The sequence below is a fragment of the Pseudomonas sp. B21-010 genome (genome assembly GCF_024749325.1).
In the GTDB taxonomy this organism is placed as follows: Bacteria; Pseudomonadota; Gammaproteobacteria; order Pseudomonadales; family Pseudomonadaceae; genus Aquipseudomonas; species Aquipseudomonas kilonensis.
The window spans coordinates 1014173-1037479 of sequence record NZ_CP087198.1; the positions used below are offsets into that span (position 1 = coordinate 1014173).

A 23307-nucleotide genomic window follows, 5' to 3' on the forward strand; every position below is an offset into this window, starting at 1 on the left:
CTTAAGTTACAAATCTCCCCGCCAATTTAGGCTATACAAGTGCAGCGCCCGAATAGTGGCTTTCTGCTGTCTCCGTGCGCGAGCTCATAACAATAAGAACACTACCGGGAGACTTCCTTGTGAAGAGTTTGCTCTGGCCCGCCGTCGCGCTGATGAACCGCCTGAGCTTCGGCATGAAGTTCAGCCTGATCAGCGTGCTGTTCCTGCTGCCAATGCTGGTGACCAACTTCTTTCTGGTGCGCGATTCCTATCGGGAATTCCAGGGCACGCAAGTGGAGCTGCAAAGCCTCGACCTGCTGGGCAGCAGCCTGTTCCTGCGTCGGGACCTGGAAACCCTCAATAACCTGGTGCAGATCAACGCCAGCCTGGGCCAGTCCGGCAAGGCCGGTGATGTCGAGGCGAAGATCGGCAGCCTGGAACAACAGGTCCTCGCGCGGCTGCAAGGCATGACCCCCGTAGTCATCGAGCCCGAGCAGGTCAGTGCCTTCGAGGCCAAGCGCGACGAGATGATCGGTGCTTTCAAGACCCAGCAGGCCGAAAGCTCCCTGCAGAGCAAAAGTGCGCTGATCGGCAAGTTGCTCAACAGCGCCCAGATGTTCAGCCAGATCATCGCCAGCCAGGCGGGGCTGAGTCGCGACAACCAGAGCGACATCCGTCAGCTCAGCGAATTGATCATCGGCACGACCCCCAAGGTCTCCCAGATTCTTGGTGAGGGCCGGGCGCTGGGCGCGTCCTCGTTGGGGCTGGGGTTTCTCAATTCGGCGTCGAGCACTCGCTTCGACGAGTTGCTGGCGCAGATCGAAAAGCTCCAGGGTGAATATGACTTGAAACTGCAGGATGCCTTGGGTTCCAGCAAGGCCGCCGGGCAGGCCCTTGCCGATCAGGCCAATGGCAGCAAGGGCACCCTCAAGAAGGCCAGTGAACTGATTGAAGAGCAGGTGGTGATGGCCGACACGCTCGATGCGCCATGGCCGGTATTTTATGAGCAAGTCAGTGGCCTGATGGAGCAGACCTACCGGCTGAACGAGGCGACCCAGGGCTTTCTTGGTGTGCAGTTGCAGCAGCGTCTGGAGCAGAACCGTAGCCACATGGTGCTGCAAGCCGTGGCGCTGGTGCTGGTGTTCCTGTTGATTTTTTACCTGTACGCCGGTTTCTACGCCTCGACCCGCACCACGCTCCAACACCTGGGGCAGATGATGGACAAGGTGGCGGCGGGCGACATGACGGTCAATTTTGTTGCCCGCAGCAAGGATGAGCTGGGCGAATTGGGTGAAGTGTTCAACGGTACGGTGGCGAAGATCCATGACCTGATCGAACAGGTCGGCCGCACCGTTGCCGAAGTCGAACGCCAGGCCGGGCAGGTGGAAACGGTATCGGCCCAGAGCAACCAGGCCGTCGCCGGCCAGCGCAGCCAGATCGAACTGGTGGCCACGGCGATGAACCAGATGTCGGCCACGGCCCAGGAAGTGGCTCGCAGTGCCGCTGCGGCGGTGAGCAGTGCCCACAGCGTGAACGACGAGACCCTCAGCGGGCGCGGGCTGGTGGAATCCCAGCAGGGCAGCATCGCCCGCTTGGCCAGTGAGATCGATCAGTCGGTGCAGGTGATCAATCAACTGGCGAGCGACAGCCAGGCCATCAGTCGCGTGCTGGATGTGATCAAGAGCATCGCCGAGCAGACCAACCTGCTGGCCCTCAACGCCGCCATCGAGGCGGCCCGGGCCGGTGAGCAGGGGCGCGGCTTTGCGGTGGTGGCCGATGAGGTGCGGACCCTGGCCAAGCGAACCCAACAATCGACCGAAGAAATCGAAGCGATGATCACCCGCCTGCACGGTGGTGTCGGCGCGGCGGTCAAGGCGATGGGCACCAGCCATGAGATGGCCAGCGGCACGGTCAGCCAATCGGAAAAGGTCCAGCAGGCCCTGGAAAATATCCTCGGTGCCGTCGGCATGATCGTCGACCAGAACCAGCAGATCGCCGCCGCGGTAGAGCAGCAGACGGCGGTGGCCCATGACATCGACCAGAACATCGTCGAGATCAACCGCGCCGGCGAACGCACCGCCGAAGGCGCCCACCAGACCGAAGACGCCAGCCGCGAACTGTCCGCCCAGGTGGTGCAGCTCAAGCAGTTGATCAATGCGTTTCGGGTGTGATTTTTAAGGTCCACCACCGACCCAATGTGGGAGCGAGCTTGCTCGCGATAGCGGTTTGTCAGGCAACCTATTTGTCGACTGATGGAACGCTATCGCGAGCAAGCTCGCTCCCACAAGAGATCACCAGTTGAACAGTTCGCGGGTGTTGCGGGTACTGGCCTCGGCCAAGCGTTCTGGGCTGATACCCATGATCCCGGCCAGCGCCTCACAAATCGCCGGCAAATGCGCCGGGCTGTTACGTTGGCCGGGGAACATCGCCGGGGCCATGTCCGGGGAGTCGGTTTCCAGCACCACCGCGTCCAGCGGCAATTGCGCCAGCACCCGGTGCATGCGCAAGGCCTGGGGCCAAGTCGCGGCACCGCCCAGGCCAAGCTTGTAGCCGAGCTTGATGTACTCGCGGGCCTCTTCGAAACTGCCGGCGAAGGCGTGAATGATCCCTGCGCGTTTGGAGCCCATGGGCTTGAGCGTCGCGATCACGTCGGCATGGCTGCGGCGCACATGGATCAGCGCTGGCAGTTCGAACTCCACCGCCAGTTGCAACTGTGCTTCAAACAGCGCCTGCTGGCGTTCGCGGTCCAGGGTGGGGATGTAGTAATCCAGGCCGATTTCCCCCACGGCACATAATTGCCGGTGTCCGGCCAGGCGGCTCAGCCACTCGCGCAGTAGCGCCACGTCGTCGGGTCGGTGCTGATCGAGATACACCGGGTGCAGGCCCAGTGCGGCATGCAGGTCCGGGTCGCTTTGCACCAGGTCCCAGACCCGCTGCCAGTTGTCCCGGTAAACGCCCAGTACCACCATTTGCCGCACGCCCGCGGCGCGGCTTTCGGCCAGCAGTGCCGGGCGGTCCGCGTCAAAATCCGGAAAATCCAGGTGGGTGTGGGTATCGATCAACTCCATGCATCAATCCTGAAAAAGCTTCAGCCCTGGTGAATACGCTGCTTGAACGTCCGCGCGATGGCCTGCACGCCTGGTTGGTAGTCATCGTTTTCGATGGCCGCCAGGGCCAGTTCCAGGGCTTTGTCGGCGATCAGTTGGTGCTGCTGGGACATGGCATTGACCGGCAGCGGCAGGAAGTCCAGCAACTGCGTGTCACCAAACGTGCCCAGGCGCAACGGCCGCGACTTGAGCGGGAAATCGTGCAGGGCGTCGAACACCCCTTGCAGCAGCACGTAGGACGTGGTGATCAGCGCATCGGGCAGATGTCCCAGGCGCGCGAGCATTTCCTCCATCAACTGGCGGCCGCATTCACGGCTGAACGACTCGCCATGCTCGATCAATACCTGGCCCTCGAACCCGGCCAAGGCCTCGCGAAAGCCGGCGGTCCGTTCCTGGCTGATGCTCAACTCGGGACGGGCGCTGATCAGCGCGATTTGCCGAGGGTGGGTCTCCAACAGGCTGCGCGTCAGTTGCAGGCTGGCCTGGCGGTCGTCGCTGATCACCGAGCAGAAATGCGCCGGCTCCATCACCCGGTCGATGGCGATGATCGGAATGCCCTTGGCCTGCAACTGCAGGTAGCTGTCGTCGCCGGCCGGCAGGCAACTGGCGACGATCAGTGCATCGCAGCGCCGGGCGCGGAACAACTGCAACAGTTGCCGTTCGCTGTCAGGTGCGTCGTCGGAACTGGCGATCAGCAGCTGATAGCCCCGCGCCCGTGCCCCTTGCTCCAGCAGCTTGGCGATGCGTGCGTAACTGGGGTTTTCCAGGTCAGGCAGGATGAAGCCCAGGGTACGGGTGTGGCGACTGCGCAGCCCGGCGGCCTGGGGATTGGGCGTGAAGCCGTGTTCCTGGACCACCGCTCGCACCCGTTCGACGGTGGCGCTGCTGATGCGTTGCTGTTCGGCCTTGCCGTTGATGACATAGCTGGCGGTGGTCACGGACACACCGGCCAGTTGGGCAATATCACTGAGTTTCAACCCGGTTTTCCTTGTTTTTTCGAGTTAGCCCCGACGATAAGGGCCATCCTACCCGATTCAAGCCGACGGTCACCGTCCAAGCGCTTACGACAAGTTGCACTTCAAGGATGAGAGATTATCGAGTAACGTGCCAATCTTTCTAGATTAAACGTTTCAGCAAGCGTATTTTCAAGGCTAGCAGCATTTTTGGCCCTTCTGCCGTGATCACGCCAAAAATCATCCTGCAACGCTAAGCTGATTCATTCAAAACAATACCTGGCGCCAACCGGACGCCAAAAAGGAGAAAGCATGCTCGAGCTCACTCTAGAGCAGATATCCATGGCTCAGACGGCTGTGGATAAAGACGCTGCACTGCAACTGCTCGCCGACAAACTGGTGGCCGATGGCTTGGTGGCTGAGGGTTACCTCGCCGGCTTGCAGGCTCGCGAAGCCCAGGGCTCGACCTTTCTTGGCCAAGGTATTGCCATCCCCCACGGCACCCCGCAGACCCGCGACCTGGTTCATTCGACCGGTGTGCGCCTGCTGCAATTTCCCGAGGGTGTGGATTGGGGCGATGGCCAGATCGTCTACCTGGCGATCGGCATCGCGGCCAAGTCCGACGAACACCTGCGCCTGCTGCAACTGCTGACCCGCGCCCTCGGCGAGACTGACCTGGGCCAGGCCTTGCGCCGTGCCGGTTCCGCCGAAGCGTTGCTGAAGCTGCTGCAAGGCGCGCCGCAGGAACTGGCGCTGGATGCCCAGATGATCGGCCTCGGTGTGTCGGCTGACGATTTTGAAGAGCTGGTATGGCGCGGCGCTCGCCTGTTGCGTCAAGCCGATTGCGTGAGCAATGGCTTTGCCGGGGTGTTGCAGCAAGTCGATGCGCTGCCCCTGGGCGATGGCTTGTGGTGGCTGCACAGCGAACAGACCGTCAAGCGTCCGGGCCTGGCATTCGTCACGCCGGACAAGCCCATCCGTTACCTGGGCCAACCGTTGAGCGGGCTGTTCTGCCTCGCCAGCCTCGGCGAAGCTCACCAGGCCTTGCTGGAAAGGCTCTGCGCCTTGCTGATCGAAGGCCGCGGCCACGAACTGGGTCGCGCCACCAGCAGCCGCAAGGTGCTGGAAGTGCTCGGCGGCGAATTACCCGCCGATTGGCCCAGCGCGCGCATCGGCCTGGCCAATGCCCATGGCCTGCATGCACGCCCGGCGAAAATCCTCGCTCAGTTGGCGAAGAGTTTCGAAGGCGAGATCCGCGTGCGCATCGTCGACGGCCAGGACAGCGCCGTGTCGGCCAAGAGCCTGAGCAAGCTGTTGAGCCTGGGCGCCCGTCGCGGCCAGGTCCTGGAGTTCATCGCCGAACCGAGCATTGCCGCCGATGCGTTGCCGGCACTGTTGGCGGCCATCGAAGAAGGCCTTGGCGAAGAAGTCGAACCGCTGCCGCCACCGAGTGCGCCGCGGGAAACCGTGATGGCCGAAGTGGCGACTGTCGTGTTGGCGCCCGAATCTGGCAGCCTGATCCAGGCCGTCGCTGCCGCCCCGGGCATCGCCATCGGCCCGGCCCACATCCAGGTATTGCAGGCCATCGACTACCCGTTGCGCGGTGAGTCGGCGGCCATCGAGCGCGAGCGCCTGCAAAACGCCTTGAGCCAGGTGCGCCGCGATATCCAAGGCCTGATTGAACGCGCCAAGGCCAAGGCCATCCGCGAGATCTTCATCACCCACCAGGAAATGCTCGACGACCCGGAACTGAGCGACGAAGTCGACACTCGCTTGAAGCTGGGCGAGAGTGCGCAAGCGGCGTGGATGGGGGTGGTTGAAGCCGCCGCGAAAGAACAGGAAGCCTTGCAGGACGCCTTGCTGGCCGAACGTGCCGCCGATCTGCGAGATGTCGGCCGTCGTGTGCTGGCGCAACTGTGCGGCGTCGAAACCCCGAACGAACCCGATCAACCCTACATCCTGGTGATGGACGAAGTCGGTCCGTCCGACGTGGCCCGCCTGGACCCGACGCGGGTGGCGGGGATTCTCACCGCCCGTGGCGGCGCCACCGCCCACAGCGCCATTGTCGCTCGGGCCCTGGGCATTCCGGCGCTGGTGGGCGCCGGTGAGGCGGTGTTGCTGCTGGCGCCGGGCACGTCCTTGTTGCTGGATGGCCAGCGCGGTCGCCTGCACGTGGACCCTGACGCCGTCACTTTGCAACGGGCTGCTGAAGAGCGCGATACCCGCGAGCAGCGCCTCAAGGTCGCCGCCGAGCAGCGCCACGAACCGGCGGTGACCCGTGACGGTCATGCCGTGGAAGTGTTCGCCAACATTGGCGAAAGCGCCGGCGTCGCCAGCGCGGTGGAGCAGGGTGCCGAAGGCATTGGCCTGTTGCGCACCGAACTGATTTTCATGGCCCACACCCAGGCGCCGGACGAAGCGACCCAGGAAGCCGAATACCGCAAGGTGCTCGACGGCCTGGCCGGTCGACCTCTGGTGGTGCGCACCCTCGATGTCGGCGGCGACAAGCCGCTGCCGTACTGGCCGATCGCGAAAGAAGAAAACCCGTTCCTCGGCGTGCGTGGCATTCGCCTGACCTTGCAGCGTCCGCAGGTCATGGAAGCGCAACTGCGTGCCCTGTTGCGCTCGGCGGACAACCGTCCGCTGCGGATCATGTTCCCGATGGTGGGCAGTGTCGATGAGTGGCGCCAGGCCCGGGACATGACCGAGCGCCTGCGCCAGGAAATCCCCGTGGCGGACCTGCAACTGGGGATCATGATCGAAGTGCCGTCCGCCGCGTTGCTGGCGCCGGTGCTCGCCAAGGAAGTCGACTTCTTCAGCGTCGGCACCAACGACCTGACGCAATACACCCTGGCGATCGACCGTGGTCACCCGACCCTTTCGGCCCAGGCCGATGGCTTGCACCCGGCGGTACTGCAACTGATCGACATCACCGTGCGCGCCGCCCATGCCCATGGCAAATGGGTCGGTGTATGTGGCGAACTGGCGGCCGACCCACTGGCGGTGCCGGTGCTGGTGGGCCTGGGCGTGGACGAACTGAGTGTCTCGGCCCGCAGCATTGCCGAGGTCAAGGCGCGGGTCCGCGAATTGAGCCTGGCACAAGTACAAACCCTGGCCCAAGAGGCCTTGGCCGTGGGCAGCGCCGATGACGTGCGCGCATTAGTGGAGGCGCTGTAATGGCGAAGATTCTTACCCTGACCCTCAACCCGGCGCTCGACCTCACGGTGGAGTTGGCGCGCCTGGAGCCGGGCCAGGTCAACCGCAGCGACGGCATGCATGCCCACGCCGCCGGCAAGGGCGTGAACGTGGCTCAGGTGTTGGCCGATCTCGGCCATACGCTGACGGTCAGTGGTTTTCTGGGCGAAGACAATGCCCAGGTATTCGAGACGCTGTTTGCCCAGCGTGGTTTTGTCGATGCTTTTATCCGCGTTCCCGGTGAAACTCGCAGCAATATCAAACTGGCTGAGCAGGACGGCCGCATCACTGACCTCAACGGCCCGGGCCCGGTGGTTGATGAAGCCGCACAGCACGCCTTGCTGGCGCGCCTTGAGCAAATCGCCCCTGGTCACGACGTGGTTGTGGTAGCGGGCAGCTTGCCTCGGGGCGTCAGCCCGCAGTGGTTGCAGGCCTTGATCACGCGCTTGAAAACACTCGGCCTGAACGTAGCCCTCGACACCAGTGGCGAAGCCTTGCGCGTCGCCCTGGCGGCGGGGCCGTGGCTGATCAAGCCGAACACCGAGGAGCTGGCCGACGCGCTGGGTTGCGAGGTGGTGAGCGAAGCGGCCCAGGCGCAAGCGGCGCAGCGCCTGCATGCCCAGGGCGTCGAACATGTGGTGATTTCCCACGGCGCCGATGGCGTGAACTGGTTCAGTGTCGGTGCGGCGCTGCATGCCTCGCCACCCAAGGTCAGCGTCGCCAGCACCGTGGGTGCCGGCGATTCGCTGCTGGCGGGCATGCTGCACGGCCTGCTCAGCGCCGACACCCCGGAACAGACGCTGCGCACCGCCACGGCCATCGCCGCCATGGCGGTCACGCAGATCGGTTTTGGCATCCACGACACCGCGTTGCTGGCGTCGCTTGAACAGGGCGTGCGCGTGCGCCCCCTGACAGAACAATAAGAGGGTTAGCAAGAATGAAACTAGCCATTGTGACGGCCTGCCCCAACGGCATGGTCACCAGTGTGTTGTGCGCCCGCCTGCTGGACGCCGCGGCGCAGCGCCAGGGTTGGAGCACCAGTGTTGAAGTCCACGACGCGGCCCACCCGGAACGCCAGTTGTCGGCGGCGACCCTCGAAGCGGCCGAGTGGGTCTTGCTGGTTGCCAGCGGCCCGGTGGACATGTCGCGGTTCGTTGGCAAACGCCTGTTCCGCAGCACCCCGGCCCTGGCCCTGCAAGACGTCGATTCGGTGCTGCGCCGCGGCGCCGAAGAGGCCGAGGTTCTGCTCGCCTCGGATGTCGTGGAGGAGGCCCCCACGGTGTCGACCGAGCGTGCGCCGCGCCTGGTTGCCATCACCGCATGCCCAACGGGTGTTGCCCATACCTTCATGGCCGCCGAAGCATTGCAGCAGGCGGCGAAGAAGCTCGGCTACGACCTGCAAGTGGAAACCCAGGGTTCGGTGGGGGCGCGCAATCCGTTGAGCGCCGAGGCCATCGCCGAGGCGGACGTGGTGCTGCTGGCGACTGACATCGAAGTCGCCACCGAGCGTTTTGCCGGCAAGAAGATCTACCGCTGCAGCACGGGCATCGCCTTGAAACAGGCGGAAGCGACGCTGAACAAAGCGCTGGTCGAAGGTCGTCAGGAAAGCGCGTCGAGCGGTGCCAGCGCCCCGGCCAAGTCGGAGAAGACTGGTGTCTACAAGCACCTGCTGACGGGCGTGTCGTTCATGCTGCCGATGGTGGTGGCCGGCGGTCTGTTGATCGCCTTGTCGTTTGTATTCGGCATCACCGCCTTCAAGGAACCCGGCACGCTGGCGGCCGCGCTGATGCAGATCGGCGGCGACACCGCGTTCAAATTGATGGTGCCGCTGCTGGCCGGCTACATCGCCTATTCCATCGCCGACCGTCCGGGCCTGGCGCCGGGGATGATCGGCGGGATGCTGGCGAGCACACTGGGCGCCGGCTTCATTGGCGGGATCATCGCCGGTTTCCTGGCCGGTTACGTGGCCAAGGCGATCAACCGCTACGCGCGCCTGCCCCAGAGCCTGGAAGCGCTCAAGCCGATCCTGATCATCCCGCTGCTGGCGAGCCTGGTCACCGGCCTGGTGATGATCTACATCGTCGGCAAACCGGTGGCGGGCATGCTCGAAGGCTTGACTCATTTCCTCGACAGCATGGGCACCACCAATGCGATCCTGTTGGGCGTGCTGCTGGGGGCGATGATGTGCGTCGACCTCGGTGGGCCGATCAACAAGGCCGCCTACGCGTTTTCGGTGGGGCTGCTGGCTTCCCAGAGTTATGCACCGATGGCCGCGACCATGGCCGCTGGCATGGTGCCGCCGATTGGCCTGGGCATCGCCACCTTCATCGCCCGGCGCAAATTCGCCCAGACCGAGCGCGAGGCCGGTAAAGCCGCGCTGGTGCTGGGGCTGTGCTTCATTTCCGAAGGGGCGATTCCGTTCGCGGCCAAGGACCCGCTGCGGGTGATCCCGGCCAGCATTGCCGGCGGCGCGCTGACCGGTGCGCTGTCGATGTACTTCGGCTGCAAGCTCATGGCCCCCCACGGCGGCCTGTTCGTGATGCTGATCCCCAACGCCATCAACCATGCGCTGTTGTACCTGCTGGCGATCGTGGCGGGGAGCCTGCTGACGGGAGTGGCGTATGCGCTGCTCAAGCGGCCGGAAGTGGTAGAGATGGCGTTGGAGCCGGCCAAGGCCTGACCAACCCTGTTCTCCCCCTGTGGGAGCGAGCTTGCTCGCGATAGCGGTGTATCAGTCGACAAATAGGTTGCCTGACACCCTGCCATCGCGAGCAAGCTCGCTCCCACAGTGGTTTTTTGGGGGGGGGACATAAAATTTCTGTCACACCCACTTCACAGAGCCATGCTTAAGTTTTCCCATTTCAAGGGAGAACACCATGAGCGAATTCGACCTGGGCCGCCGCCGTGTGATGCAAGCCGTGGGGGCGGGGTTGTTGTTGCCGGGGCTGGCGCCGGCGGTGATGGCTTCGGTCAAGGATCGGCCGGTGCTCACCGACGGTGTGCAGTCCGGCGACTTGCAGGGCGACCGGGCGATGATCTGGAGCCGCAGCGACCGTCCGGCGCGGATGGTGGTGGAGTGGGACACCCGCAGCCAATTCAGCAATCCGCGCCGCTTCGTCTCGCCCATGGCCGACGCCCGCAGTGATTTCACTGCCCGGGTCGAACTCACCGGGCTGCCGCCCGACCAAGCAATTTTCTACCGGGTGCATTTCGAAGACGCCCAGAGCGGGGTTGCCAGCGAACCCTGGCTCGGCCACCTGCGCAGCGTGCCGCAGTTCAAGCGCAACATCCGGTTTGTCTGGAGTGGCGACACCGTCGGCCAGGGTTTCGGCATCAACCCGGACATCGGCGGCATGCGCATCTACGAAGCCATGCGCCTGCGCCTGCCGGACTTTTTTATCCACAGCGGCGACACCATCTACGCCGACGGCCCGGTGCCGGCGCAAATCACAGCCGAGGGTGGACGGGTCTGGCGCAACCTCACCACCGAAGCCAAGAGCAAGGTTGCCGAGACCCTGGATGAGTATCGCGGCAACTATCGCTACAACCTGATGGATGAAAACGTCCGTCGCTTCAACGCCGAAGTGCCGCAGATCTGGCAGTGGGACGACCATGAGGTGGTCAACAACTGGTCGCCGGGCAAGCAACTGGACGAGCGCTACCAGACCAAGGATATCCACAGCCTCGTGGGGCGTGCGCGACAGGCCTGGCTGGAATACGCGCCGATGCGCCTGCAAAAGGCCGACGGCGGCGGGCGGATCTACCGCAAGCTCGGTTACGGGCCGCTGCTGGATGTGTTCGTGCTGGATATGCGCAGCTACCGCGAAGCCAACGACGCCAACCTCGGCGCGGCCAAACCGTTCCTGGGGCGTGAGCAGTTGAATTGGCTCAAGCGCGAATTGAAGCAGTCCCGTGCCCAATGGAAAGTCATCGCCGCCGACATGCCCATTGGCCTGGGTGTGCCGGATGGCGAAGTGTGCCCCGGCGTGCCGCGCTGGGAAGCGGTCGCCAACGGTGACCCGGGCGCGGCCCAGGGGCGTGAAGTGGAGATCGCCGAACTGCTTGGGTACCTGCGCAAGCATCAGGTGCGCAACTACGTCTGGCTCACCGCCGACGTCCACTATTGCGCCGCCCATCATTACCACCCCGAACACGCCGCGTTCCAGGATTTCGAACCGTTCTGGGAGTTCGTCGCCGGGCCATTGAACGCCGGCAGCTTCGGGCCCAATGCCCTGGACAAGACCTTCGGCCCCGAAGTGGTGTTCCAGAAAGCCCCGCCGGCCCAGAACACCTCGCCGTTTGCCGGGTATCAGTTCTTTGGCGAGGTGAACATCGACGGGCCAAGCGGGGAGATGAGCGTGGTGTTGCGGGACCTGGAAGGCGTGGCGGTGTTCGAGAAGAAGTTGCAGCCGGTTTGACTGTCAGTCGCGCCAGGAACCTCTGTGGGAAAAGCCTCTGTGGGAGCAAAGCTTGCTCGCGATCACGGTACATCTGTCAATAAATGGCTGACTGAAAGTCCGCTATCGCGAGCAAGCTTTGCTCCCACAAGGGGTACTTAAAATGGGTGTCTGTCAGTAGACATCCCGCCGATACCGCCCCTGCTCGATCAGCCGCTCCACTTCCTCGCGTCCCAGCACGTTGTTGAGCACGTGATCCACCCCGGATGCCATGCCCTGCAAGCTGCCGCAGACGTAGATCACCGCGCCGTCGGCCAGCCATTGCTTGAGCAGCGCGGCCGATTCCAGCAGGCGGTCCTGGACGTAGACTTTCTGCTCCTGATCCCGGGAGAAGGCTAGGTCCAGGCGTTCCAGGTCGCCTGAGGTCACCCATTCCTGCAGCTCATCGCGGCAGTGGAAATCGTGTTCGCGGTTGCGCTCGCCAAACAGCAGCCAGTTGCGCTGCATGCCCTCGGTGACGCGTGCCTTGAGCAGGCTGCGCAGGCCGGCCAGGCCAGTGCCGTTGCCCAGCAGGATCATCGGCACACCCTGGGCCGGCAGGTGGAAGCTGCTGTTGCGGCGCAGCCGCAGGCTGACGGCGCTGCCCAGTGGGGCGTGTTCGGTCAGCCAGCCGGAGCCGACGCCCAGGCTGCCGTCGGCGTGACGTTCCTGGCGCACGATCAGTTCCAGCACGCCGTCGGCCGGGATCGAGGCGATGGAGTACTCGCGTATCGCCAGCGGTGCCAGGGCATCCACCAGTGCCTGGGCATGCAGGCCGACCAGATGGGCGCGGTTTTCCGGGAGTTGGCGGTTCGCCAGGGCCTGGTCGAGGCTCTGGGACAGGCCATCGACCTGCACGCGCGCATGCCCGGAGAGGCCGAGCCCGTCGAGGAAATGCTCGATGGCCAACAGGTCATTGCGCGGCAGGATTTCCACCAGGTCACCGGCCAGCCAACTGCTCGGGCCGGGGGCGGTGAAGCCCAGCAGGTATACGCCCGAGCCGCTGCTGTCGGGGTTGAGCAGGGTGCGCTGGCTGAGGCTCCAGTTTTCGAAGCTTGGCGCCTGCCAAGTGTCCAACGGGGCTTGGCCGGTCAGCTCCGCCAATTGTTGTTGCCAGTGACGCAGGGCGTAAGGGTCGCCGCTGTCCACTTCCACCGGCGCGAACAGGGTCTTGCCGCCGTGTTCCGCCAGCCAGGCGTGCAGGCGCCGGGCGAAGCCGCAGAAGTGTTCATATTGCCGGTCGCCCAGGCCCAGCACCGAATACTGCAGGCGTTCCAGGCTCAGGGCCTGGCCCAGCACCTTGCGTTCGAAACCGCGGGCACTGTCCGGCCCTTCGCCGTCGCCAAAGGTGCTGACGACAAACAGCGCATGGGTGGCGTCATTCAGGTCCTGCTCACGCACACCGGCCAGTGGCTGGACCTTCACGGGCAAGCCGGCGGCCTGGAGTTGGCCGGCGGTCTGCCAGGCCAGTCGCTCGGCGAAACCGCTTTGGCTGGCGAAGCCGATCAGCCAGGCCGGCGCATTGCCCGGGTTGGCGATGAGGGCCTGGCGGGCGTTTCTGACGTGGCGCTTCTTGCGGCGGCGATCCAGGTACAGCAACCAGCCGGTGATGAAGAACAGCGGCATGGTCAGCGCGGCGACGGTCATCAGGATCCGTCCGACCAGGCCGAAGTAACTGCCGACGTGCAGGGCATAGACACTGGTCAGCAACTGCGCCTTGAGGCTCTTGTCGCTGTAGCGGCTGTGCCGGCTGATGACGCCGGTGGCCGGGTCGAGGGTGAGCTGGTTCAGCGCCCGGTCGTGCGGCGAGTTTTTCAGCAGGTAGAACACGGTCGCCGGTTGCCCGGCCACGGGCGGCATGCGCACGTTATAGGCCGACAGCCCCGGCCCGGCGGCGCTGTAGATGCTGCTCCACATGGCCCGGTAATCGGCCGCGGGCAGTGGGCCGCTCGGCGCCGTGCCGCGATTGCGCACTCGTTCCTCTTTCGGCGAATCGGAGAGCAGGCGGGTCACGCCTTTGTTGTACCACTCGTAGGACCAGGTCAGCCCCGTCAGGGCCGCCAGCAGATAGAACGCCAGGCACCAGGTGCCCGCCACCGAGTGCAGGTCCCAATTGAAGCTCCGACCTTTTTTCCCCCAGTCGAGGGTCAGCCAGGCGCGCCAGCTTTTCCATTGGCGCGGCCAGCGCAGGTACAGCCCGGATAGGCAGAAAAACACCAGGATCAGCGTGCAGGCACCGGTGATTTGCCGACCGACATCATCCAGGGTCAGGACGCGGTGCAACCTGAGCATAAAGCCGAAGAAGTCCTGGCCCGTCACATCGCCCATGAACTGCGCGTTGTAAGGGTTGAAATAGCGCATGGCGCCACGTTTTTCCCCAGGCGGCGCCGCAAAGATCACCCGCGCGGCGTTGCCGCTGTCGGTCTCGACCCAGAGCATGGCGACGGTCTTGCCGGAGGTGGCTTCGATCTGTTCCACCAGCTCGGCAGGCGGCAGGACGCCGGCCGGCTGCTTCTCGACCATCAGCACCTGCGGGTTCAAGGCCCGCAGGATTTCATCCTGGAACGACACCACCGCCCCGGTAACGCCCATCAACGCCAGGACCAGCCCGGCACTGATGCCGAAAAACCAGTGCAACTGGAACAGGGTTTTCTTCAACACGTCGCTCGCCTTGTTCATTTACTGTTCATCACGGCGTGCATTATGCCGTGTGTTATCGAGAAGCATTCATAAACACACCCAAAAGCCTCGATCATTTGCATGAGCGGACCTTTTGCCCGCCCCCGGCGACGAAATCCTGTGGGAGCGAGCTTGCTCGCGAAGAGGCCGGCACATCCAACATCTTCATTGACTGGGACACCGCTATCGCGAGCAAGCTCGCTCCCACATTGGATCTTCAGTAGACACAATATTTGTGTGCATCCAGGGCCCCCCAGTGGGAGCGAGCTTGCTCGCGAAGGGGTCGGCACATCCAACATCTTCATCGACTGGGACACCGCTATCGCGAGCAAGCTTTGCTCCCACAGGCCCAGCTCAAACATATCTGATGGGTGTACGACCAGAAGAACCAGGTCGGCTACTAGGCCGCCTCGCGGTGGACGTTGATCTCGGGCGCCCCGTTAACCACGCTGGCTGAACGGAGGCATTGTGGAGTGGGCAACCCGGCATGGATGCCGGGTTAGCCGCGCTGGGCCATGGATGGCCCTTCGCGGCGGCCCACGGAGCAATGCCTTCGTTCAGGCACACCGAGCCTAGGCGAGGTGCCGAGTGGTGGGGCATACAGCGTTTTGCTTACTTTTGCGCTTCTCAAAAGTGAGCCGCTGTAAGAGCGGAACCGCCTGCGGCCGTTACCGCAGCAACGGATATACACACCAACCCATCCAAAAAAAACGGCGCTTCCCATTTCTGAAAGAAGCACCGTTTTTTAACTGAACAACCTTACGCGACAGGGCGAGAACTATAGGGTTCAAGCCCCAAACACATCACACGTAAAACGATTTCAGCGGCGGAAAGCCATTGAATTCCACCGCGCTATAGCTAGTGGTATAGGCCCCGGTCGACAGCCAATACAGGCGATCCCCAATGGCCAGATTCAACGGCAACCCGTACTTGTAGTTTTCATACATGATGTCAGCGCTGTCACAGGTAGGCCCGGCGATGACCACTTCTTCCATCTCGCCTTTCTTCTCGGTCCAGATCGGAAACTTGATGGCTTCGTCCATGGTTTCGATCAGGCCGGAGAACTTGCCCACATCCGTGTACACCCAACGCTCGACGGCGGTACGGGACTTGCGCGCCACCAGCACCACTTCGCTGACCAGGATACCGGCGTTGGCGATCAACGAACGGCCCGGCTCCAGGATGATTTCCGGCAGGTCGTCGCCGAAGTCTTCCTTGAGGAAGCGGATGATTTCCTCGGCGTAGGTTTCCAGGCTGTTGGTGCGGGTGATGTAGTTGGCCGGGAAGCCGCCACCCATGTTGATCAGCTTCAGGACGATGCCGTCTTCTTCCTTCAGACGCTCGAAGATCACCTTGACCTTGGCGATGGCCGCGTCCCAGACGCTGATGTCGCGCTGTTGCGAGCCGACGTGGAACGAAATGCCGTACGGCACCAGGCCCAGGTCGCGGGCCAGGATCAGCAGGTCCATGGCCATGTCGGTCTGGCAGCCGAACTTGCGCGACAACGGCCAGTCAGCGGTGGTCGAGCCTTCGGTGAGGATCCGTACATAGACTTTCGAGCCCGGCGCGGCCTTGGCGATGTTGCGCAGGTCGGCTTCGGAGTCGGTGGCATACAGGCGCACGCCCTTCTCGTAGAAGTAGCGAATGTCGCGGGATTTCTTGATGGTGTTGCCGTAGCTGATCTGGTCCGGGCCGACGCCACGGCTCATGACCTTATCCAGCTCATAGATCGAGGCGATGTCGAAGTTCGAGCCTTTATCCTTGAGCAGGTCGATGATTTCCACCGCCGGGTTGGCCTTGACGGCGTAGTAGACCTTGGCGAATTCGAAACCGGCGCGCAGGTCGTCATAGGCCTTGGAGATCATCGCGGTGTCGATCACCACGAACGGGGTTTCCTGCTTGTCGGCGAACGCTTTCATTTTCTGGAAGGTTTCGCGCGCGAAATAATCTTCGACCTGGATCGACATACTTGGGACTCCTACTGGCAAACATCAGGATCAATGGGTGTGAGGGCAAGCAGCCCTCGTGAACGTCCTCCGTATCCCCACTTTGGTTCGCCTACTTCCCAAGGCATGTCGCCGAAAGCAAAAAGGCCACGGGATGCGTGATTCCCTTGGCCTTGCTGTCTCGTCGTCAGTACTTGAGCCGGATGGATCGTTTCCAGCATGGACGTTCGGCGCGAACTTTAGGGCGTGAGGGGCCTGAGATCAACTAAAAATGTCGCGTTTTTGCACACATCCGTCGTGCGGCCCGCGACAGCTCATGATGTAACCGACCTGCGTGACAGATTGATGTTCCCTTGGATTGGTATTCGACCTTGCTCAATATGGCTTTTGCCTTTGTGGCGAGGGAGCTTGCTCCCGCTGGGTCGCGCAGCGGCCCCAAAAAAGCGATGAGCGCTTCGCACTCAAGCGGGAGCAAGCTCCCTCGCCACAAAAGCAGTCGTGGCCGATCAGGCCAACGCAGTCTCGGCCGGCGAGACAATGCTGGTCTTGCCCCCGCGCGAACGTCCGGAGCTCAGGTACTCGGCAATCGATTCCTGGGTCACTTCGCCGAGGAACACCCGTTCGGCATCCAGCACCGGCAGCCACGAGCGGTTGAACTCGTACATGCGCGACAGCAGGATCCGCAGGTGTTCGTCGTAGACGGCGGTGGCGTTGAATTCGCGCAGGTATTGGCCGCAGGTGCCGGTCTGGCGGTGCAGGTCGCGACGGCGCACATACCCCAGGGCCTTGTTCTCGGCACAGGTGACCACCACGTAGCGACGGTCATGTTCGTCCATCAACTCCAGCGCCTCACCCACTGGCGTCTCGGGGCTGACCGACGGAGCGTTGTCCGCCGCGTCTTCGGCCTTGACCAGCAGCAGGCGCTTGAGCGTGCTGTCCTGGCCGACGAAGCTGCTGACGAACTCGTCGGCCGGATGCGCCAGCAGCGTGTCCGGGTGATCGCACTGGACCAGCTTGCCAGCGCGGAAGATCGCAATCTTGTCCCCCAGCTTGATCGCTTCGTCGATGTCGTGGCTGACCATGATCACGGTCTTGTTCAGCGCCCGTTGCATCTCGAAGAACTCGTTCTGGATCATCTCGCGGTTGATCGGGTCCACCGCGCCGAAGGGTTCGTCCATCAGCAGCAGCGGCGCATCGGCCGCCAGGGCCCGGATCACGCCGATCCGTTGCTGTTGGCCACCGGACAGTTCACGGGGGTAGCGATGCAGGTACTGCTTGGGTTCGAGCTTGATCATGCTCATCAGCTCGCGGGCGCGGTCGTGGCATTTCTGTTTGTCCCAGCCGAGCAGGCGCGGGACGACGGTGATGTTTTCCTCGATGGTCATGTTCGGGAACAGGCCGATCTGCTGGATCACATAGCCGATGTTGCGGCGCAGGGTCACTTCGTCCAGGCCGGTGGTGTCCTCGCCGTTGATCAACACCTTGCCCGAGGTCGGCGGGATCAGGCGATTGATCATCTTCAGCGTGGTGCTTTTGCCGCAGCCCGACGGCCCGAGGAACACGCAGATCTCGCCTTCGTTGACGGTCAGGTTCACCGAGTCCACGGCCTTGACGTCCTTGCCGTTGCTCTTGAAGGTTTTGCTGAGGTTTTGAAGTTCGATCATTTCAGTAATCCTTTTGGGGTCAGCGAGCGTTGCAGCCATTGCAGAAGCAGGTCGGCGAAGATGGCCAGGAGGCTGACCAGCACGGCGCCGACGATCAGCATCGACATGTCGCTGCGGCTGATGGAAGCGAGGATGAGCACGCCCAGGCCACCGGCGCCGATGGTGGCGGCGATGGTCATGACGCCGATGTTCATGACCACGGCGGTGCGCACGCCGGCCAGGATCACCGGCACGGCGATGGGCAGTTCGACCATGCGCAGGCGCTGGCCGAAGGTCATGCCAATGCCACGGGCGGCCTCACGGATGCCCGGTTCGACGCCGGTCAAGGCCAGGTAGGTGTTGCGCATGATCGGCAACAGCGAATAGAGAAACACCGCGGTGATCGCCGGCATCGGGCCCAGGCCTTGGCCGAACTTGGAATAGAACGGCAACAGCAGGCCGAACAGCGCAATCGACGGAATCGTCAGCAGCACCGTGGCGCTGGCCTGCAATGGGCCGGCGAGCGTCGGGAAGCGGGTCATGAAGATGCCCAGCGGCACACCGACAACAATTGCCAGGGTCACGGCGATGCCCACCAGGGTGATGTGCTGCCAGGTCAGGTGCAGTACCAGCGGCCAGTCCAGATGGGAAAAGGCGTCAAGAAAATCCATGGCTTTTCCTCCAGGTCATTGGGTTGAGAGCAGCGAATGCTGGCGCAGGAAATCGGCGGCAACGGTGGAAGGGCTTTCGTGGTTGACGTCCACGCGGGCGTTGAGCTGGCGCATGGTTTCATCGTCGAACAGCTCGGCCAGGGGCTTGAGTTGCGCGGCCAGTTGCGGGTGCGCGTCGAGGTACGCCTGGCGCACCACCGGCGCGGCGGTGTAGTCGGGGAAGTAATGCTTATCGTCTTCCAGCAACTTCAGCTTGAACGCGTTCAACCGGCCGTCGGTGGTGTACACCAGGCCGGCGAATACCTGGCCGTTGCGCAGGGCGGTGTAGACCAGGCCCGCGTCCATCTGCCGGATGTTCTTGCGGGTCAGGTTCATGCCGTACTGCTCGACCATGCCCGCCAGGCCGTCGGAGCGGTTGGCGAACTCGGTGTCCAGGGCCACCAGATGATTGTCATCGGCTTCGGCCTGCAGCACCGTGTTCAACTGGCTGATGCTGTTGATCTGCGGGTACTGGCGGGCGATTTTTTCCGGCAGGGCCAGGGCGTAGGTGTTGCTGAATTTCGACGGTGTCAGCCAGACCAGGCCTTTTTTCGCGTCGAGTTCTTTCACCCGGGCGTAGGACTGGGCGCTGTCGAGTTTTTCCGTGACGTGGTTGTAGGCCACCAGCGACACGCCGGTGTATTCCCAGAGCATGTCCAGTTGCCCGGTTTCATGGGCGCTGCGGGCCAGGTTGCTGCCCAGGCCGCCGGTGATCTGCGCGTCGTAGCCCTTGCTGCGCAGGTATTGCGCGGTGATTTCCGCCAGCAGCGTCTGTTCGGTGAACACCCGGGCGCCGAGGCGGATCAGCGGTTTTTCAGCGGCTTGGGCGAATCCTGCGAACAGCAGGACGCAGCCCAGTATCAAGCTCAACTTCTTCATAAACGATTTCCTTTATCCAGCCGGCTTATGACGGTCGCAGACCGCGTTCCAGCCAGAGGCGGCTGGCCAGTGTCACCAGGCCGTCGAGCAGCAGCGCCAGCAGGGCGGTGCAGGCCGCGCCGAGCAACAGCTGCGGCTGGTTGTTCAAGGCGATGCCGGGGAAGATCAGGCTGCCGAGGCTGTTGGCGCCGATCAGGAAAGCCAGCGGCGCGGTGCCGACGTTGATCGCCAGGGCCACGCGCACGCCACCGACGATGATCGGCACGGCGTTGGGCAACTCGACTTTCCACAGCACCTGGCGCGGGGTCATGCCGATGCCGATGGCGGCTTCCTTGAGGGAACCCTGGACGTTTTTCAGGCCTTCATAGGTGTTGCGCACGATGGGCAGCAGCGAGGCGAGGAACAGGGCGAAGATGGCGGGACCGCTGCCGATGCCCAGGATGCCCAGGGCGATGGCCAGCACGGCCAGGGGCGGCACGGTGTTGCCGATGTTGAACACTTGCATGAAGCGTTCGGCGCGCCCGACCAGGCCGGGGCGGCTGAGGGCGATGCCGGCAGGGATGCCCACGAGCAGGGCCGCCAGCATGGAGGCCAGGACAAGCAGCAGGTGCGCTTGCAGGTAGAACAGCAGATCGTCGTGGTAGCGTTGGATCGTATCGATGCCGATCCAGTGGACCAACAGGGCCAGGAGCGCGACGACGACCGCACCCCCGATAAGCCCTTTGCCATAGCGGATAGCCACAGGCGGACTCCTTTGTCTTTCAGTCGGCGCACGCGTTCCCGGGCGGCAAACCATCACTGGTTGCCGGGAAAACGTTCGCGAGAAGCAGCTCTTTTCCATACCGGCAAAACGGCAGGTAAATCGAGCCATGAGCGCAGCCTCGTCAGGCTAACTTGCTGATTTTTCAGCCCCTGACGAATAGCCGTAACAGGGGGGTGGACGCCTCCACGCGGCAAAAGGTTCCCATGCCAGGGAAGATCTGGCCACCCTGGATGTGCTCAACGGTTCGGTTCCTGGCACAAGTTGAGCTATAATCGCCGCCCTTTTTTGAATCACCTGCCAGGCGATTTCCCATGACCAAACAGGCCGCCGAAGTCGCGAAACGCCGCACTTTCGCCATTATTTCCCACCCCGATGCCGGTAAGACCACCATCACCGAGAAGCTCTTGCTGATGGGCAAGGCGATTGCGGTCGCCGGCACGGTGAAATCTCGCAAATCCGACCGCCATGCCACCTCCGACTGGATGGAAATGGAAAAGCAACGGGGTATTTCCATTACCACGTCGGTCATGCAGTTTCCGTATCGCGATCACATGGTCAACCTGCTCGACACCCCGGGCCACGAAGACTTCTCCGAAGACACCTACCGCACCCTGACGGCAGTGGACTCGGCGCTGATGGTCCTCGACGGCGGTAAAGGCGTCGAGCCACGGACCATCGCGCTGATGGACGTCTGCCGCCTGCGGGACACACCGATTGTCAGCTTCATCAACAAACTCGACCGCGACATCCGCGACCCGATCGAACTGCTCGACGAAATCGAAGCGGTCCTGAAGATCAAGGCCGCGCCGATCACCTGGCCGATCGGTTGCTACCGCGACTTCAAGGGCGTGTACCACCTGGCCGACGACTACATCATCGTCTACACCGCCGGTCACGGGCACGAGCGCACCGACGTCAAGATCATCGAGAAGCTCGATTCCGACGAGGCTCGCGCGCACCTGGGCGACGAGTACGATCGTTTCGTCGACCAGTTGGAACTGGTGCAGGGCGCCTGCCATGAGTTCAACCAGCAGGAGTTCCTCGACGGCCAACTGACCCCGGTGTTCTTCGGTACCGCCCTGGGCAACTTCGGCGTGGACCATGTGCTCGACGCCGTGGTCGATTGGGCCCCGCGCCCGCTGGCCCGTGTCGCCAACGAGCGCACCGTGGAACCGGTGGAAGAGAAGTTCTCGGGTTTCGTGTTCAAGATCCAGGCGAACATGGACCCCAAGCACCGCGACCGCATCGCCTTCATGCGCATCTGTTCCGGCAAATACGAAAAAGGCATGAAGATGCGCCATGTGCGCACCGGCAAGGACGTGCGCATCGGCGACGCCTTGACCTTCTTCTCCTCGGAACGCGAGCAACTGGAAGAAGCCTTTGCTGGCGACATCATCGGCCTGCATAACCACGGCACCATCCAGATCGGCGACACCTTCACCGAAGGCGAAGCCCTGGGCTTTACCGGCATCCCGCACTTCGCCCCGGAACTGTTCCGCCGCGTGCGCCTGAAGGACCCGCTCAAGTCCAAGCAACTGCGCCAGGGCCTCCAGCAACTGGCCGAAGAAGGCGCCACCCAGGTGTTCTTCCCGACCCGCAGCAACGACATCATCCTCGGTGCGGTCGGTGTGCTGCAGTTCGACGTCGTCGCCAGCCGCTTGAAAGAGGAATACAAGGTCGAGTGCTCCTACGAGCCGATCACCGTGTACTCCGCTCGTTGGATCGAATGCGACGACAAGAAGAAACTCGAGGAATTCTCCAACAAAGCCGTGGAAAACCTCGCGCTCGATGGCGGCGGTCACCTGACCTACCTGGCCCCGACCCGAGTCAACCTGGCGCTGATGGAAGAGCGCTGGCCGGACGTGAAATTCCGCGCGACGCGTGAGCATCACTAAGCATCAAGCGTGACCCATTGTGGGAGCGAGCTTGCTCGCGAAGCGGTGGGTCAGCTTGCGTCGATGTTGGATGTGCCACCGTCATCGCGAGCAAGCTCGCTCCCACACTGGATCTTCAGAGAACAGAAAATTTGTGTTCGGCACAGATTCTCTGTGGGAGCGAGCCTGCTCGCGATGGCGGCAAGTCAGCTTGCCTGGGGCACGTTGCTAACGCGGATCGGCGATATCCAGCGCCCGATTCGCCAGCAGCTCACTGACCTCAATCACTTGCAGGATCCCCATCGCAACATGCCGGCGAGAGCCTTCAAGGTCGAATGCCAAGTCGCTGATCATGGCGTTGGCGGAGGCCAGGTTTTCGCTGAGGTTGGCGAGCAGGCTTTCGCTATCAATCCCCTCCACGACGGTCAAGAGCTGAGCTGCTCGCGGCTCTTTCTTGGCTTTGGCCTGTTCCGGCTTCAAATAATAATCGAGCGCCCGCTCAGTGGCTTCGTGGAACTTTTCCGGATCGAGGCTTGAGTAGGAAGAGGTGGGGTCTGATTCTGGGGGATTGGGTGTGGCTTTGAACATGATGACGCTCCTATGAGGAATGGGCGTCGCCAAGACCTGTCGCTAAACAGAGTGGTGGCGACTGCACGCAGGTTAGCGAACCGGACATAGGCACCCGGCAGACCCGAAGGTCTCCTACATACAGCCGCCATAACGTAATCGCGGTTGGACCCGCAATGCAGCATGGTTGCTTATGTGCCTATGGTTCGGGTCGCTAAACCCGACCGCTGATTTTCAGCGACCCGGTAACCATAGAGTCCGGCCTCAAGGCGCACAAGCCGGCGGATTCTGGCTGAGTTGTAGGTAAAGGTGCAAGACGATGTAGCCTCAGGACTAGTGCTCCGTGTTACTGGGTATATGTCTGTAAGGCTTTAAGAAGGGCGGGTGTTAGCGCCAATATCATGCGGACCCAACCTGTGGGAGCGAGCTTGCTCGCGATAGCGGTGGGTCAGCTTGTCTGGATGCTGGATGTACCGGCCTCTTCGCGAGCAAGCTCGCTCCCACACTGGATCTTCAGTGGGCAAGAAACTTGTGTTCGGCACAGATCCCCTGTGGGAGCGAGCTTGCTCGCGATAG

15 protein-coding genes are annotated in these 23307 nt (G+C 62.9%); 6 read left to right on the top strand and 9 right to left on the bottom strand.

The features are described 5' to 3' along the window. Positions 1-1445: 1445 nt before the first annotated feature. Entirely contained in the window at positions 1446-2150 is a 705-nt protein-coding gene (locus LOY50_RS29045) for a methyl-accepting chemotaxis protein (RefSeq protein WP_408980856.1), read from the top strand. Between the two features lie 120 nt (positions 2151-2270). On the opposite strand, the gene LOY50_RS04285 is transcribed toward LOY50_RS29045, so the two are convergent. Both LOY50_RS04285 and cra read right to left on the bottom strand, forming a co-directional pair. Beyond that, positions 2271-3047, bottom strand: coding sequence for a TatD family hydrolase (locus tag LOY50_RS04285; protein ID WP_258690363.1), 777 nt, complete (start codon positions 3045-3047; stop codon positions 2271-2273). Between the two features lie 20 nt (positions 3048-3067). Then, positions 3068-4063, bottom strand: coding sequence for a catabolite repressor/activator (gene cra, locus LOY50_RS04290; protein WP_253471576.1), 996 nt, complete (start codon positions 4061-4063; stop codon positions 3068-3070). 288 nt (positions 4064-4351) lie between these two features. Between cra and ptsP the strand changes: the two genes are divergently transcribed. The 4 genes from ptsP (at position 4352) to LOY50_RS04310 (ending at position 11652) form a co-directional block, all read left to right on the top strand. Then, positions 4352-7216 (top strand): phosphoenolpyruvate--protein phosphotransferase, encoded by a 2865-nt coding sequence (ptsP, locus tag LOY50_RS04295; RefSeq protein WP_258690364.1) that lies wholly within the window; start codon positions 4352-4354, stop codon positions 7214-7216. Beyond that, a complete protein-coding gene (gene pfkB / locus LOY50_RS04300) occupies positions 7216-8157 on the top strand; it encodes a 1-phosphofructokinase (protein WP_258690365.1) in 942 nt (313 codons plus the stop codon). Before ptsP ends, pfkB begins: the two co-directional genes overlap by 1 nt. A gap of 14 nt (positions 8158-8171) precedes the next feature. Continuing rightward, positions 8172-9914, top strand: a complete 1743-nt coding sequence (locus LOY50_RS04305; RefSeq protein ID WP_258690366.1) for a PTS fructose-like transporter subunit IIB — start codon at positions 8172-8174, stop codon at positions 9912-9914. A 196-nt stretch (positions 9915-10110) separates the two neighbouring features. Next, complete coding sequence (locus LOY50_RS04310; protein WP_258690367.1) at positions 10111-11652, top strand: alkaline phosphatase; 1542 nt, start codon at positions 10111-10113, stop codon at positions 11650-11652. 153 nt (positions 11653-11805) lie between these two features. On the opposite strand, the gene LOY50_RS04315 is transcribed toward LOY50_RS04310, so the two are convergent. From LOY50_RS04315 to LOY50_RS04340, 6 genes are all read right to left on the bottom strand, one after another. Beyond that, positions 11806-14331 (bottom strand): sulfite reductase flavoprotein subunit alpha, encoded by a 2526-nt coding sequence (locus LOY50_RS04315; RefSeq protein WP_258691205.1) that lies wholly within the window; start codon positions 14329-14331, stop codon positions 11806-11808. Between the two features lie 821 nt (positions 14332-15152). Beyond that, positions 15153-16316, bottom strand: coding sequence for a type III PLP-dependent enzyme (locus LOY50_RS04320; RefSeq protein WP_018611340.1), 1164 nt, complete (start codon positions 16314-16316; stop codon positions 15153-15155). A gap of 485 nt (positions 16317-16801) precedes the next feature. Next, positions 16802-17959, bottom strand: a complete 1158-nt coding sequence (locus LOY50_RS04325) for a betaine/proline/choline family ABC transporter ATP-binding protein (RefSeq protein WP_258690368.1) — start codon at positions 17957-17959, stop codon at positions 16802-16804. Further along, the gene (locus LOY50_RS04330; protein WP_024616353.1) at positions 17956-18609 is read right to left on the bottom strand and encodes an ABC transporter permease; all 654 of its coding nucleotides are present in this window, start codon (positions 18607-18609) and stop codon (positions 17956-17958) included. The genes LOY50_RS04325 and LOY50_RS04330 overlap by 4 nt, the downstream gene beginning before the upstream one ends. Positions 18610-18624: 15 nt before the next feature. After that, positions 18625-19527 carry a glycine betaine ABC transporter substrate-binding protein gene (locus LOY50_RS04335; protein ID WP_253471589.1) on the bottom strand — a complete coding sequence of 301 codons (903 nt, stop codon included), beginning with the start codon at positions 19525-19527 and terminating at the stop codon, positions 18625-18627. 25 nt (positions 19528-19552) lie between these two features. Further along, a complete protein-coding gene (locus LOY50_RS04340; protein WP_258690369.1) occupies positions 19553-20269 on the bottom strand; it encodes an ABC transporter permease in 717 nt (238 codons plus the stop codon). 332 nt (positions 20270-20601) lie between these two features. On the opposite strand from LOY50_RS04340, the gene LOY50_RS04345 reads away from it, so the two are divergent. Then, positions 20602-22185: a peptide chain release factor 3 gene (locus LOY50_RS04345; RefSeq protein WP_253471594.1), complete on the top strand. Its 1584-nt coding sequence runs from the start codon at positions 20602-20604 to the stop codon at positions 22183-22185. A gap of 207 nt (positions 22186-22392) precedes the next feature. Here LOY50_RS04345 and LOY50_RS04350 read toward each other — a convergent pair whose 3' ends face one another. Continuing rightward, positions 22393-22752: a DUF6124 family protein gene (locus LOY50_RS04350; RefSeq protein ID WP_207963287.1), complete on the bottom strand. Its 360-nt coding sequence runs from the start codon at positions 22750-22752 to the stop codon at positions 22393-22395. Positions 22753-23307 lie beyond the last annotated feature (555 nt).

What these genes read in the sequence shown, in the direction of transcription:
- LOY50_RS29045 (WP_408980856.1), top strand. Translation starts at nt 1,446, where the DNA reads ATGTCGGCCACGGCCCAGGAAGTGGCTCGCAGTGCCGCTGCGGCGGTG.
- LOY50_RS04285 (WP_258690363.1), bottom strand. Translation starts at nt 3,047, where the DNA reads ATGGAGTTGATCGATACCCACACCCACCTGGATTTTCCGGATTTTGAC.
- ptsP (WP_258690364.1), top strand. Translation starts at nt 4,352, where the DNA reads ATGCTCGAGCTCACTCTAGAGCAGATATCCATGGCTCAGACGGCTGTG.
- pfkB (WP_258690365.1), top strand. Translation starts at nt 7,216, where the DNA reads ATGGCGAAGATTCTTACCCTGACCCTCAACCCGGCGCTCGACCTCACG.
- LOY50_RS04305 (WP_258690366.1), top strand. Translation starts at nt 8,172, where the DNA reads ATGAAACTAGCCATTGTGACGGCCTGCCCCAACGGCATGGTCACCAGT.
- LOY50_RS04310 (WP_258690367.1), top strand. Translation starts at nt 10,111, where the DNA reads ATGAGCGAATTCGACCTGGGCCGCCGCCGTGTGATGCAAGCCGTGGGG.
- LOY50_RS04320 (WP_018611340.1), bottom strand. Translation starts at nt 16,316, where the DNA reads ATGTCGATCCAGGTCGAAGATTATTTCGCGCGCGAAACCTTCCAGAAA.
- LOY50_RS04325 (WP_258690368.1), bottom strand. Translation starts at nt 17,959, where the DNA reads ATGATCGAACTTCAAAACCTCAGCAAAACCTTCAAGAGCAACGGCAAG.
- LOY50_RS04330 (WP_024616353.1), bottom strand. Translation starts at nt 18,609, where the DNA reads ATGGATTTTCTTGACGCCTTTTCCCATCTGGACTGGCCGCTGGTACTG.
- LOY50_RS04335 (WP_253471589.1), bottom strand. Translation starts at nt 19,527, where the DNA reads ATGAAGAAGTTGAGCTTGATACTGGGCTGCGTCCTGCTGTTCGCAGGA.
- LOY50_RS04345 (WP_253471594.1), top strand. Translation starts at nt 20,602, where the DNA reads ATGACCAAACAGGCCGCCGAAGTCGCGAAACGCCGCACTTTCGCCATT.
- LOY50_RS04350 (WP_207963287.1), bottom strand. Translation starts at nt 22,752, where the DNA reads ATGTTCAAAGCCACACCCAATCCCCCAGAATCAGACCCCACCTCTTCC.